The sequence below is a fragment of the Microcoleus sp. PH2017_08_TRC_O_A genome (assembly GCF_020738665.1).
In the GTDB taxonomy this organism is placed as follows: domain Bacteria; phylum Cyanobacteriota; class Cyanobacteriia; order Cyanobacteriales; family Microcoleaceae; genus Microcoleus.
Window position 1 is genome coordinate 1 of record NZ_JAEQCE010000121.1, and the last position, 13551, is coordinate 13551.

Sequence of the window (13551 nt, forward strand, 5' to 3'; positions counted from 1 at the left end):
CTCCTAGAGCGCTGAAGCGCAACTACGTACCTCTCGAAAAAATGGTTTTTGCACAACAAATGAGATGCTCCCAGAGCGCTGAAGCGCAACTACGTACCTGCTCCCAGAGCGCTGAAGCGCAACTACGTACCTGCTCCTAGAGCGCTGAAGCGCAACTACGTACCTGCTCCCAGAGCGCTGAAGCGCAACTACGTACCTGCTCCCAGAGCGCTGAAGCGCAACTACGTACCTGAAAATTAGATAAGCACCCCACAGCTTGTATTCTTATCGTCCCGCGATTCTCACACCTTCCCTAAAATGAACAATCGTCGCAATTACCGCAATACAAAAGTAAAATATTCTAATCAGCCAAAAACAAACCCGCATTGACCAAGAAACAATCGTCGGAGCAACACCAGTTAACTGCACAAATCTCGAATTAACCTTTTTTTCAAAGCTGTCGAGGTCTTTCATCTCAGATTGTTTTGTGGGAATCACCGGAAACTGACCTGTATATACATAATAACCGAGAAAACCTTCCACTCCTACCTTTCGGTTCAAAAATGAGTTGGTTAATGTTGCAGTTTCCGCCGGCGCTAACTTATCCGATTCCGCTACTTTGTCCAGCCAAGAATTATATCTGATGGCTGGCGTACTCATGAAAACTATGGGAACTATAGGTATCAACAAAGCCGCACTAATTTGGCGACTGTATTTAGGATGTAGCAGTTTTGTCGCGATGCCAAATCCCATGCCGATAAAAGCAAATACCAATATATTTAACAGTTCAATAATTTCGATGCCCCTCAACAAATCACCGATAATCAGAATTGTATATAATAATTTATCTGCCAGTAGCAGAGCTGCGAACTTGATGAGAATTGACACGCCTACAATAGTAGCTGCAATCGCCAGATAACCTATGCCACCTAGGACGTACAAGAAAATCGAACCGACTTGTTTTAATGGCTGCATGGAATTATTCACTCTTGTGAAAGTTTAGGAGTCTGATTGACAAAACAATTTAAAATTTTAGATAAATCTGGCTCTCCACATTTGAGTCTTAAAATTGATTAGTTTGACATTTTGCAGTCAATCTAAAATCTAAAATCTAAAATCACTTGACAAGTTCCTGCGCGGCCGCTTTTGCGACTTGTGCGATCCGTTCCTTCACAACACCCTCTTCGTTAGCGCAGCCCTCGAAGAGGATCGCACTTTGGTCTGGTTCCTGTTCGCGATCGATCCCCAACCATAGAAGATACTCGATATTACCGGCCGGGCCAAGTAAAGGCGACCACGTTAAGCCTCTTTCCTGCCATCCTAAAGCTGTAGCTGCCTTCCACACTTGAAAAATCGCATCGGCTTGAGTTGCCGAGTCTCTGACTACGCCTTTTTTCCCGACGCGATCGCGCCCCACCTCAAATTGCGGCTTTACCAACAATACCGCTTCTCGCGGTGGTGCCAACAATTCCCACAGCGCCGGTAAAACCTTATCCAGCGAAATAAACGACACATCTACTACCGCCAAATCTGCTCGCGGTGAGTCGCCGTAAAGCTCCGCAGCAGTCATGTAGCGCAAATTGGTGCGTTCTTTCAAAATTACCCTCGGATCGTTGCGTAAGCGCCAATCAGCTTGACCGTAGCCAACATCGATCCCGTATACCAGTGCCGCACCGGCTTGCAGCAAGCAGTCGGTAAAACCGCCTGTGGAAATGCCGCCGTCGAGACAGATTCTGCCCGCGACGGGAATTGCAAATATTTCTAAAGCTTTGGCTAATTTGTCGCCGCCTCTGGAAACGTAGCGCGATCGCTGTTTAATCAAAATATTGGCTGCAATGTCAACCTCAGTGCCCGGTTTGTCAATTACCTGTTGGTCGATCGAGACTTGGCCAGTCCGAATCAAGGCTTGAGCTTGTTGTCGGGAGGTACATAAATCCAGGTCTACCAATAAAGTGTCTATTCGTTGTTTAGCCAAGATGTTTAATCTGTACGGATAGGGTTAAGGACTGTATCAGATTAGCACTTACGCAAAAACCCGACTGCGGATTTTTTATAATTATTTGGGTTTTCCGAGGGCGATGCCCTCACATCAGCATTTGTATAGTATTTTGAAGCTCGATCGCCGATCGCTCCTACCCCACATGATGTGACTGAGATCGCTATGAGCCTGTAGTTTTATCACACATCGACATTCGTAGAATCACATAAAAAATGTCGCAAATCAAAGATTATGTAAATACAGGGGAATGCGCTACAAACACAATCAGGGCGATGGACATGAAAAAAACGAACTTTCCGATCAGAAATTCTGACATTTGTCAAGAAAATCCTCTGGCCTTCGTCAGCGGCAACCTAATCCACATTCTTTACCCCAACGGCGAAGTAGAAGCAATCAGCACCGACCAAATCAACCGCCACCACACGAAAAATTCCCTCGACAAATGCCTCGTCTGGGGATATGTCGGCGATTTTTAATACCAATTTCCAACAAGAATACAAATGAAGAGCCAACTCCAAACCCTTAGGCAGTAAGTCATTGTCTATTCTTTAAGCCCCAATCGAAAATGGTATAATCCGTAAAAAAGATCGCTTTTCTGCTGTGATGCCAAAAAAGCGATCGAGAGCCTGCTACGTGCAAGCCACAAAAGCAATTTGCTGCTAAAAAAACCAGCTTGCTTGACTTAAATATCTTGTTCGCTCAATTCGCGAATCATGTAATCAAAAGGCTGTTCTAGAAAAGGCCCGACAGACAAGCCGGCAGATTCAACCTGAGCCTTAACCATCTCCTTCATAATGCTAATCCCCATTACCGTCGGGCCGATGGGAACGCTCAGAGAATTGTAAGTTTCTCGCAAACCTTGGAGCACGCGCTCGTCGAGCACATCGGTACTTCCAGCCACCAAGGCGTAAGTAGCGTAGCGCAAGTAGTAGTCCATATCTCGCAGACAAGCCGCGTAGCGACGAGTTGTGTAGGCATTACCACCGGGACGAATTAGTTCGGGCTGTTCTGCAAATAGCTGAATACCAGCTTGCTTGACAATAGCCGCAGCATTGCTGTTAATCGCTGCTGCTGCTTGTACCCGTGCTGTGCCAGTTGCAAAATAAGATTTCAACCGATCGATACCATCTCGGTCTAAATACCTACCAGCAACATCATAATTTTCAATCAGACTCGTCACGGCATCGCGCATAAGTTTCTCTCCCAAAAATCTTTATCAATACTTTGCTATCTGAGATAGACCGCCTATTGTAGACTACTACAAATCGGCCTTTGATTAAGATTTGAGATAGGATTTGCACACAGGGTAGTCCCTCCCCGGCAAATGACCGCCAAGTTCAGCCGTTTGCCTGATATCAACAGCCGAAACACAGACAAGGCAATCATCACAAATTGTCCTGCCCCACTAGACCCACTTTAATATTTTGTATCTATTGTTACAAAACTGTGGGTACTCAAGGCATACGATCGCGCAAACATTCTGAAATCTGCCGTTAGCGAAGCACTCGTTGCAGGATCGCCCGCAACAAAACCAATATCAGGAGTAAGTCATGTTCCAGACACCCCAAGAAGCCCTCAACTACATAAAAGAAAATAAGATCCAGATCGTCGATCTGAAATTCATCGATATGCCGGGGATCTGGCAACACCTTTCCCTGTACCACGACCAAATCGACGAAACCGCCTTCACCGACGGCGTACCCTTCGACGGTTCCAGCATTCGGGGCTGGAAAGCCATCAACGAATCAGACATGACAATGGTCATCGATCCTACCACCGCGTGGATGGACCCGTTCATGGCAGAACCCACCATCAGCTTCATTTGCAGCATCAAAGAACCCCGCACCGGCGAACCGTACAGCCGCTGTCCCCGGACGATCGCCCAAAAAGCCATAGACTACCTGCTGACCACCGGTCTCGGCGATACAGCATTCTTCGGCCCAGAAGCAGAATTCTTCATTTTTGACGACGTTCGCTTCGACCAAACCCAAAATTCCGGGTATTATTACGTAGATTCCGTCGAAGGTCGCTGGAATTCCGGCAAAGAAGAAGCAGGCGGCAACCTCGGCTACAAACCGCGTTACAAAGAAGGTTATTTCCCAGTAGCACCAACCGATACCTCTCAAGACATGAGAACGGAAATGCTGCTGACAATGGCCAAATGCGGCGTACCAATCGAAAAGCACCACCACGAAGTCGCCACCGGCGGGCAGTGCGAACTCGGTTTCCGGTTTGCCACATTAGTCCAAGCCGCAGACTACTTGCTGACATACAAATACGTCATCAAAAACGTCGGCAAAAAATACGGCAAAACCATCACCTTCATGCCCAAACCGCTGTTTAACGACAACGGTTCCGGGATGCACGTTCACCAGTCGATTTGGAAAGACGGCCAACCGCTATTTGCAGGCGATCAATATGCAGGTTTCAGTCAAATGGGACTGCATTACATCGGCGGCATTCTCAAGCACGCCCCGGCACTTTTGGCAATCACCAACCCGACGACCAACTCCTACAAGCGGTTAGTTCCCGGCTTTGAAGCGCCAGTAAACTTAGCTTATTCTCAAGGAAATCGATCGGCATCAGTGCGAATTCCCCTTTCCGGGAACAACCCGAAAGCCAAGCGCTTAGAATTCCGCTGTCCCGACGCGACATCCAACCCCTATTTAGCCTTTGCAGCCATGCTGTGTGCAGGCTTAGACGGCATCAAAAATCAAATCGATCCGGGCGAACCTTTGGACGTAGATATCTATGACCTTTCCCCGGAAGAATTAGCCAAAGTTCCTTCTACTCCCGGTTCCTTGGAAGGCGCGTTAGAAGCTTTAGAAAAAGACCACGCTTTCTTAACAGAAACAGGCGTCTTTACCGAAGATTTCATCCAAACCTGGATTTCTTACAAACTCGACAACGAAGTCAACCCGATGCGGTTACGTCCTCACCCTTACGAGTTTGCTTTGTACTACGACTGTTAGAAAATTAAGAATCAAAAATGGAAATTATGCCATTTTTAATGCTTAATTAAAAAGAACGCCGCCCTAAAAAGTGGCGTTTTTTTTAGAACTTCTGGATCAGCGCCCAGACTTTGCCTTTACCGGAGACTATCTCGGCGACACCGCGAGTAGTAGCGCCCATTGTAGCGTCAGAGACATTCTCTACTGCCCATTTATTTGCTTTCTCATCAACGATGAATAAATCGTCAGCGGCAGTGCCTTCCTGAAGGCGATATATCTTATTCAGGATGAAACGTCGCCGCGCCTCAGCTTTTGGTAGGCCCCTAACTTCATCTGGATCGACAGATAGGACACTACCTGGTTTTAATGTACCTTTTGAAGTCTTAAAATTGCGATCGCTCTTTGCTGCTATTTGCACCCTGTGAAGTGGCAAACTTAACTGAGTTTCAGAGATAATCCAAACCGCAGCTAGCGCCCCACTTTTTCCCAAACCCAGAACCGCTGCAAAGGCTGTAAAAATTAACAAAGGCTTGAAATAATTCATCATATTTGTGCTTCTTTGTGTGTAATGTGCTGCTTGGAGATGGTGTCCGAAGACAATTACCCCGATCGAACCTTATTGATTGCGGGTAATTGATGGGAGGCGTTGCTGATTGACGGTATGAAAGGCTAAATATGCCAGTCAGAGAAACCAGTATCGACAAAGCTTGGGAATTTTCAACTTATTTTTTTCATACCCTGATTAAGCAACACCTGATGGGACACCAGATGATTATAAATTAGCAATTAGCAATCAAGTAAGTAAGTACGTGAGAATAATTATTTTGATAGAACCCATTTAATATAGTTTCCGGTTGTATCGGTATTGTTTAAACCGTTAACAGTTAACTGTTAACCGTCAACATCACCTGACGGTGCAACCGGAATTGATATTAGATGCAAACTAGATCCAGTACGTGGTGACATACTCCTACACTGACTCTTAGAGTACAGTGTAGGCTTCCAAGACAATCCGGCTATCGCTTAGGAGACTCTTGGCTTTAAGAACGGGATGCCCCACCGCTCTGTTCTTTATATTTATCGCTGCATTATGGTCACGGTCTAGACTACATCCACAATGGGGGCAGTCGTGCCAGCGTTGATACAGTTTTTTAGGAACTTTCACACCACAATTAGAACAATCTTGACTCGTACCAGACGCTTGAACCGGGATCACCAATAAACCAGCTTTCTCGGCTTTGTTTATCAGTATCGACAGAAAGCTTGACCATCCAGCATCAAGTACAGACTTTGCTAACCGGGTACGCGCAAGTCCCTTAACATTCAAATCTTCAACTGCAACAACATCATATTTTTCCAATAAGTTGTTCGCCGTTTTGAAATGAAAATCTTTGCGTTTGTCTGCAACTTTTTTATGTTGTTTGCCTAGTTGTTTTACTGCTTTTTGTCTGCGATTACTACCTTTTTTACGACGAGAGACACGTTTTTGAATAACTTTTAAACGTTTCTGTGATTTTCGGTAGTGTTGGGGAATAGCAACAGTTTCACCTTCAGAAGTTGTCAAAAACTCCTTTAGACCAACATCAATCCCAGTCATTGACCTTGGATTTATATCAGGCTTGATTTCGGGAACGGTTGAATCTTCCAAGCTTAGAGTTACATAGTAACCGTCAGCTTTTTTCGTGATAGATGCGGTTTTAATTTTAAAATCATCCGGTAGCGGTCGATGCAAAATAACTTTAATTTGACCTAATTTGGGCAAAGAAATTCTACCATTGGCAATACAATCAGGTTTAATTCTTGGGTATAAGAAAGTTCTGTATCTACTACGAGCTTTAAATCTTGGTTTTCCGCTACGTTTTCCGTTGCTATCCCCCTTTACAAATCGGTCAAAAGTTGTTTTCACTCGCTTGACAACATCCTGCAAAACATCGGAATAAACATCTTTGTAATGAGGATGCGTCTCTTTCAACTTAGGGAGTGTTCTTTTTTGCCCAAAATATTCGGGGTAATCTCGCAGCTCCGGGAGATGACAAACAAGTGGACAGGCATTGATTGGACAACGATTTTGCTCATACCAATTAAATCTATCTGCCAGCAAATAATTATATTGAGCGCAACACATAGACAACCATCGGTCTATTTCTTGCGCTTGCTGTTTTGTTGGACGTAGCTTGTATTGGTATGCCGTTTTCACCTGTTATTTACCTCCTGTTATAGATATGATAGCATAGACGTGATAACAATGGGTAGACAAAAATATGAAAACTACAAGATTAAATGTGCGGATGTCCGAACGTCGATTGAATAAATTAAGGGCGTATGCAGTAAGTAAAGATAAAACAGTAACCCAAATAGTGGAGGACTGGGTTGACCAACTGCCGAACACAGAAATTGGCAAAAACTCAACTACCCTTCTCCCGGTCATTTTTGCGGATTGATATGGTCAAAGGGTGTCTCATTTTTGCCTCGCAATTCCTCTCATCACCTCCCTTCGGGTAGGTGAGAGGCTCCTTGCTGTTCGTGCTGAATGGGGACTCGTGGAGGCGTACAGTATAGAAGTTGCCGAACAGGCACACCGATCGCCCGATCGACCGCCAGCAATTTGTTACCCTAAAAGTAGAATCATTCCTCCCTCAACGCATCCCATGAACAACGCCTCTCCCCTGATTCAAACCGTGACTCCAGAACGCTGGGCCGGGTTTAGCATGGACTTCATAGGGGCGGGTTGCACAGGTTTGTTGGTCAAAAACGGCCGCGCCGTGCGTACCCTGAAATCCGGGCGCCATTTCAGCTTCGCCCTTCCCCTACTGGAACAGTGTCAAATTGTCCTCGTAGATACCAAACTTCGCAACTTGGACGTGCAGTCCCACGGAGATTTTTTGTCTAAGGATAGATTTTTAATTGATGCGACTTTGACGGTTATTTATCAAGTTATAGATCCGAAACGGGTAGCTTTGGAATTGTCCGATCCGATCGCGGCTTTAGCAAGTGCAGTTAAAGATTGTATGGGATTAGCGATCGGGCAATTTTCTTTACAACAGCTTATCACCCAAGGTCGGCTGTTGCTGCGCCAAAATTTGCTCGATCGCGTCCAAGACTTTTATCCCCTAGGTTTTAATTTAGAAGACGTGCGAATTGGCGATGTCAGCTTCCCCGAAACCAACGGAGTGATTCGCCAAGTTGAGGGAATGAGTGCGCGACAGGAAGCAGAAAATTCGGCCGCCCTGCAAATGAGAATTGCTGAAGCTGGCCGCCCGATCGCACCTCAAGCTCCCGTCCAGCAGTTAAACTTAATTTCAGGTCATTCTCCGGCGAGTCTTCCAGCTTCTGAAACAGCAGCATCATTCGATCGCGATTTGCAACAACTGACAGAACAACTCGCTCAAAATAGTCTCCCACCCGCGAGAAATTCACCTTCACTTGCACCGACGGTACTCGCCAGCAGCGATCGCAAAAATACTGCCTATTTAATCTACAAGTTTTCTGGACAGGCGATCGGTTTAACGGCTAATCCTTTTACAATTGGACGCGAACCGACTAACACTTTAGTATTGCAAGATCCGCAAAGTTCGCGCTACCACGCCCAAATCCGCCGCGCCACTGACGAAGTTGGCAAACAGCGATATCAACTTGTCGATAGCGGCAGTTCCAACGGCACTTTTGTCGGAGGGCAGAGGCTGGCTGCTAATGAGCCTTTTTGGTTGGCAAATGGTTGCGAAATTGCGATCGGCGACCAAAAATGGGTGTTTCAAGACGGGTGAAAACTACCCTTTTTTCGATCGAACTTAATGCCCTGTCCAAACTCGGACTACGGGTATTTTCTGATACTAATTTTATTTATTTGTACTTAGGCTGACCGTAGGGCGATCGGTGAGAATAGTAGCTGTAAAAATCGGATTTTCAAACCCATACCGAGATTAATGTCAGCCTGAAATCCAATGAATGCAAGGATTGTGGGAAAGAAGTTACAGGATGAATGTGTATTTTGACTGAGTTTTAACCCGAAAAATGTCAGTAATTCGGGCGATCGACCGCATCGCGAAGTTCAAAAAAAGTAGGTGTCAACTTATACTAAAAAACTGTTCCTTAGTGAACCGTTTTATTTGTTCAAATATGGCAGATCCTAAGACAAGATATTTTGAGTTTCGACGATCGAAATATTAGCAATCAACCGATCGCCCACATCCCAAAACAAAAATAACAGGTGTTATTTTATACTAAAAAAAGGTTCTTTTACGAACATTTTGATTATTGAAAATATGAGGAGGAAATCAGACTAATTTAAGATTGAGGGAGGCCAATAAATTGAACTGATAAATTGTGTGCAAGTCACGATCGCGTAAAAGTACAAAATTTAGGCAAAATCTTTAGTTGTCTATATTTTAGAGAGGGAGAATTGGCAAATTATGGAAGAGATCGAGGCGCCATTCGAGCAAGGAGTCAAGTAGCTGCACGATCGGGATTTTGAGCAGGCGATCGCGCTTTCCCTTGCAAGTGCTGCAACTCGATCCCAACTATACCGACGCTTGGAAGTGTCCCGGCTTGGCCTTCGGACACGTGAAGCACATCGCCCGTACCCAATTCCAAATGTCCCTGAGTAGAATTCTCTTCCCAACCCTAGGGGGGATATCTCCACAAGCATTTCGAGGGAGAATTTGTCAAGATTGAAAATATAACGAGAGGACAACCCCATGAGCTTTTCTATACAATCGATTTATACCTGGTACCGCGAGACGCTCCGCAACCCCAAGTACCGCTGGTGGATTATTCTGGGAACACTGGCATATCTGGTAAGCCCGATCGACATTGCGCCGGATTTCCTCCCCGTAGTCGGACAAATTGACGATGTGGCGATCGCAGTATTGCTGATTTCCGAAGTGTCCCAAATGGCGATCGACTATTTTAAATCCCGCCAAACACAGACAGCCTCAGCCTCAGAACCAACCGACACCTATTCAGAAGGGACACCCCGCACCGTAGATGTAGAAGCCTCTTCTGTACAATAGTTGCCAAAAATAACTGAATAGTTTACAGCTTTTTGAGAGTGAGTGGGAGCAGAAAACATCGGCTCCCTTTTGCATGGGCGCTGCTAAACTCATGGGTGGGCGATCGAACAGGTTCTTCGTGAGGACTTCAGTCCTTTCCAGGTTCTTCGTTTCCAGGTTCTTCGTGAGGACTTCAGTCCTTTCCAGGTTCTTCGTGAGGACTTCAGTCCTCATAATTTTAAAGAATAAAAACTGAGGACTAAAGTCCTGACTACAAACAATCGAACATGATATGATTTTGAGCTTGAGGAATCGGTGTTAACAGCAAATTTTTATTTATGCAGTTTAGCGACTTAGTAGAAAAACTGAATTTAGCCAACAGTCACAGCCTAAATGCCTCCAGCGCGGACGATCGAGAAATTACAGGCACCGCCCCAGTCGATGAAGCCACATCGGGTACGATCAGTTACATAGAAGGAGCTAAATTTGCCGCTCATGCAGCCACTACAAACGCTTCAGCCTTAATTTTACCCTTAGATGAAGGCTTGCAAGCTCAATGCAGCGATCGCAACATTGCTTGGATTTCCGCAGCAGATCCGCGATTGCTATTTGCTCAAACCATCGGCCTTTTTTACCAACCATTTCGCCCAGCATCCGAAATACATCCCTCCGCTACAGTTCACCCCGAAGCTGAAATCGGTGAAAATGTCAGTATCGGCCCCCACAGCGTGATTCAAGCAAAAGTCAAAATCGGCAATAACGTTTGCATTCATCCAAATGTCGTAATTTACCCAGATGCGGTAATTGGCGAAAATACAGTTCTACACGCTAACTGTGTGATTCACGAACGTGCTCGCATCGGGGCAAATTGCGTCATTCACAGCGGTGCGGCGATCGGGAGCGAAGGTTTTGGGTTTGTGCCGACAGCCTCAGGATGGGTGAAAATGGAGCAGTCTGGCTGCACGGTATTGGAAGAGGGCGTTGAGGTGGGTTGCAACAGCACGATCGACAGGCCCGCCGTCGGAGAAACCCGCATCGGCCAGAATACCAAAATCGACAATTTAGTACACGTAGGTCACGGCTGTCAAATCGGGAAAAATTGCGCTTTTGCCGCCCACGTCGGCTTAGCGGGCGGAGTAATAATTGGCAATAATGTAATTTTGGCGGGTCAAGTAGGAATAGCCAATCAAGCTAAAATTGGAGATGGCGCGATCGCCACAGCCAAAGCCGGAATTCACAGCGACGTGCCCGCAGGTGCGATCGTGACTGGGGTTCCAGCAATTCCCCACAAACTCTTTCTCAAAGCCGCTGCTGTGTACAACCGCCTACCCGAAATGTACCAGTCCCTGAGACAAATTCAGCGCCGGATCGATCGCCTTTGAAGGAAGAACTCCGATGGAAGCAGCTATAAATCACAAGCTGGAAGGCTTAATTATCAAAGGTTTTATTTTTTTAGAGTTTTGCTGAAAAATATTTTTAGTAAAACGCATAAATTTAAGTATATATTTTTGATAATGCTACAAATCGGCACAAAAGCTTATTTGCAAATCGCAGGTATTCCCCGATCGCTTCTCAACATAATGATTGAAACTGCCACAGATCCACTTACAGGAAAAGCCCTGCTTCAAAAACTCAAAGAACTCGCTCACTTGCCCAAACGAGAAACCGCAAAACACTGCGGCTACTACTCTACAACAAAAAACGATCGCACCCGCGTTAATCTCAGCGGTTTTTACAATGCTGTACTCGCCGCCAAGGGGATTCCCTTAAGTTCAGAACGCAAAAAAGATGGTCGGGGTAGAGAAGCAGCTTATCGCGCCAGCGTCCACAAAAACGGTCAAATTGTACTCGGTACGGCTTACACTGAATCGATGGGATTAACACCCGGAGATCGGTTTGAAATTAAGTTGGGTTACAAGCACATTCACCTGATCCAGGTAGATGGCGATCGCAGTCAGGATCGGAATCCGAACTCAAGCGAGGAAGACGAAACCGATAATGCCGAGGAATAATGCTTTAAGACCACTAAGGTGAAGATAAATTAACAATTAATCTCTAATTCGATTAATTGTGCATCTTCCAACGATCGCACTGGTATAATGCCGATAAAACCGGGTTTGACATTATAGCATTTCCGGTAAATGACTTAAAAAAAGTTTGTAGTGAGGACTTTAGTCAAGCGTAATGGATGCGGACTAAAGTCCTCACTACAAACCTATTTTATTGTGTGGTTCTAGCTAACATGATTTTATTAGTCAATATCCGATCGCCAAACCAAACATATTCGGCAGAAACCTGGTTTAACAGCGTAAGTCCTATTACCCATAAATCGCTGCACTCTCTTCTATTTGTGAGACAATCGCTTAAATGTGGAACAGCCTGAATAACCTGCGACTGGTGTCGCCATCAATACCGGCAATTGTCAAAGTAATTGTTTTTTTCTCAACTTGGGCTTGTTTGTGGCTGCCCGTAGCAATTATACTGGCGATCGCCCTCAAATGGCATCCGCCCCAACCCTTAGGCAACAAAAAACTGCCTTTACTAGCTTCCCTCTACTTAATTGTCCCCTTAATTTTGTGGGCGACAACTTGGATCGAAGGCGCATCTTTGGCTGACTGGGGTTGGGATTGGCAACCCGCAACTTTCATATCCTCGCTGCTGGGATTAACATTAGCAGTAGTCAGCTTAACCATTTTGTTCGGCGTGCAATTAACCGCTGGTTGGCTGGAACTACAAAACACCAAAGTTCAAACCGAAACAGGCGAAACAATCATTCATTTTCCGGCTTCAATTCTGAAGCCTTCAACTCTCGTGACTCTGTTATTAGCCCTGTGGATTAGCGCGACAGAAGAGTTAATCTTTCGCGGCTGTTTGCAAAATCTACTCCAGCAAGATTACTCAATACTAACCGCAGGTGCGATCGCCAGTTTGATTTTTGCGATCGCCCACCTAATTTGGGCAGCAAAAGAAACTATACCGCAACTACCTGGATTGTGGCTGATGGGTCTGGTTTTAATTTTAGCCCGCATCACCGACAATGGTAGCTTAGGATTGGCGATCGGACTCCACGCCGGATGGATTTGGGGTATAACTACCGTAGATACAGAAGGACTAATTAATCAAACCAACAAAGTACCGGAATGGATTACAGGAATAGCAGCAAAACCCCTCGCAGGTGCGGCCGGAATCCTGTTATTGCTAGCAACAGCAGCCGTAATTTTGTTAATCTAAATAAGACTTATTGCTAGAGGTATGTTGTTGGGCTAAAGCCCTCAGATAGCTGAGATATATTGTTGGGCTAAAGCCCTCAGATAGCTGAGGTATATTGTTGGGCTTTAGCCCTCAGATAGCTGAGGTATATTGTTGGGCTTTAGCCCTCAGATAGCTGAGATATATTGTTGGGCTTTAGCCCTCAGATAGCTGAGGTATATTGTTAGGCTTTAGCCCTCAGATAGCTGAGGTATGTTGTTGGGCTTTAGCCCTCAGATAGCTGAGGTATGTTGTTAGGCTTTAGCCCTCAGATAGCTGAGGTATGTTGTTGGGCTTTAGCCCTCAGATAGCTGAGGTATATTGTTGGGCTTTAGCCCTCAGATAGCTGAGGTATATTGTTGGGCTTTAGCCCTCAGATAGCTGA

General features: G+C 45.5%; 12 protein-coding genes. 7 read left to right on the forward strand and 5 right to left on the reverse strand.

All coding sequences use genetic code 11. The annotated features are described in order from the left end of the window. Positions 1–264: 264 nt before the first annotated feature. Both JGK22_RS29890 and JGK22_RS29895 read right to left on the reverse strand, forming a co-directional pair. Positions 265–954: a hypothetical protein gene (locus JGK22_RS29890; protein WP_293185242.1), complete on the reverse strand. Its 690-nt coding sequence runs from the start codon at positions 952–954 to the stop codon at positions 265–267. 142 nt (positions 955–1096) lie between these two features. Further along, positions 1097–1954, reverse strand: a complete 858-nt coding sequence (locus JGK22_RS29895) for a TlyA family RNA methyltransferase (RefSeq protein ID WP_293185241.1) — start codon at positions 1952–1954, stop codon at positions 1097–1099. Positions 1955–2256: 302 nt separating this feature from the next. On the opposite strand from JGK22_RS29895, the gene JGK22_RS29900 reads away from it, so the two are divergent. Then, complete coding sequence (locus JGK22_RS29900; RefSeq protein WP_293185239.1) at positions 2257–2454, forward strand: hypothetical protein; 198 nt, start codon at positions 2257–2259, stop codon at positions 2452–2454. A 206-nt stretch (positions 2455–2660) separates the two neighbouring features. On the opposite strand, the gene apcB is transcribed toward JGK22_RS29900, so the two are convergent. Then, on the reverse strand, positions 2661–3170 hold the full coding sequence (apcB, locus tag JGK22_RS29905; RefSeq protein ID WP_293143500.1) for an allophycocyanin subunit beta: 510 nt from the start codon (positions 3168–3170) through the stop codon (positions 2661–2663). Positions 3171–3528: 358 nt separating this feature from the next. Between apcB and glnA the strand changes: the two genes are divergently transcribed. Further along, positions 3529–4950 carry a type I glutamate--ammonia ligase gene (glnA, locus tag JGK22_RS29910; RefSeq protein WP_293185237.1) on the forward strand — a complete coding sequence of 474 codons (1422 nt, stop codon included), beginning with the start codon at positions 3529–3531 and terminating at the stop codon, positions 4948–4950. A gap of 82 nt (positions 4951–5032) precedes the next feature. Here glnA and JGK22_RS29915 read toward each other — a convergent pair whose 3' ends face one another. Both JGK22_RS29915 and JGK22_RS29920 read right to left on the reverse strand, forming a co-directional pair. Continuing rightward, a complete protein-coding gene (locus tag JGK22_RS29915; RefSeq protein WP_293185236.1) occupies positions 5033–5476 on the reverse strand; it encodes a hypothetical protein in 444 nt (147 codons plus the stop codon). A 435-nt stretch (positions 5477–5911) separates the two neighbouring features. Further along, positions 5912–7126, reverse strand: coding sequence for a transposase (locus tag JGK22_RS29920; protein ID WP_293185234.1), 1215 nt, complete (start codon positions 7124–7126; stop codon positions 5912–5914). Between the two features lie 343 nt (positions 7127–7469). Here JGK22_RS29920 and JGK22_RS29925 point away from each other — a divergent pair, with 343 nt between their 5' ends. The 5 genes from JGK22_RS29925 to JGK22_RS29945 all read left to right on the forward strand — a co-directional run bounded on the left by JGK22_RS29925 (position 7470) and on the right by JGK22_RS29945 (position 13148). Next, the gene (locus tag JGK22_RS29925; RefSeq protein WP_293185233.1) at positions 7470–8693 is read left to right on the forward strand and encodes an SPFH domain-containing protein; all 1224 of its coding nucleotides are present in this window, start codon (positions 7470–7472) and stop codon (positions 8691–8693) included. A gap of 930 nt (positions 8694–9623) precedes the next feature. Continuing rightward, positions 9624–9938, forward strand: coding sequence for a YkvA family protein (locus JGK22_RS29930; protein WP_293185232.1), 315 nt, complete (start codon positions 9624–9626; stop codon positions 9936–9938). Between the two features lie 317 nt (positions 9939–10255). Further along, the gene (gene lpxD / locus JGK22_RS29935) at positions 10256–11299 is read left to right on the forward strand and encodes a UDP-3-O-(3-hydroxymyristoyl)glucosamine N-acyltransferase (protein WP_293197632.1); all 1044 of its coding nucleotides are present in this window, start codon (positions 10256–10258) and stop codon (positions 11297–11299) included. A gap of 198 nt (positions 11300–11497) precedes the next feature. Continuing rightward, positions 11498–11929, forward strand: coding sequence for an AbrB family transcriptional regulator (locus JGK22_RS29940; protein WP_293208810.1), 432 nt, complete (start codon positions 11498–11500; stop codon positions 11927–11929). 355 nt (positions 11930–12284) lie between these two features. Next, positions 12285–13148, forward strand: coding sequence for a CPBP family intramembrane glutamic endopeptidase (locus JGK22_RS29945; RefSeq protein WP_293185230.1), 864 nt, complete (start codon positions 12285–12287; stop codon positions 13146–13148). Positions 13149–13551 lie beyond the last annotated feature (403 nt).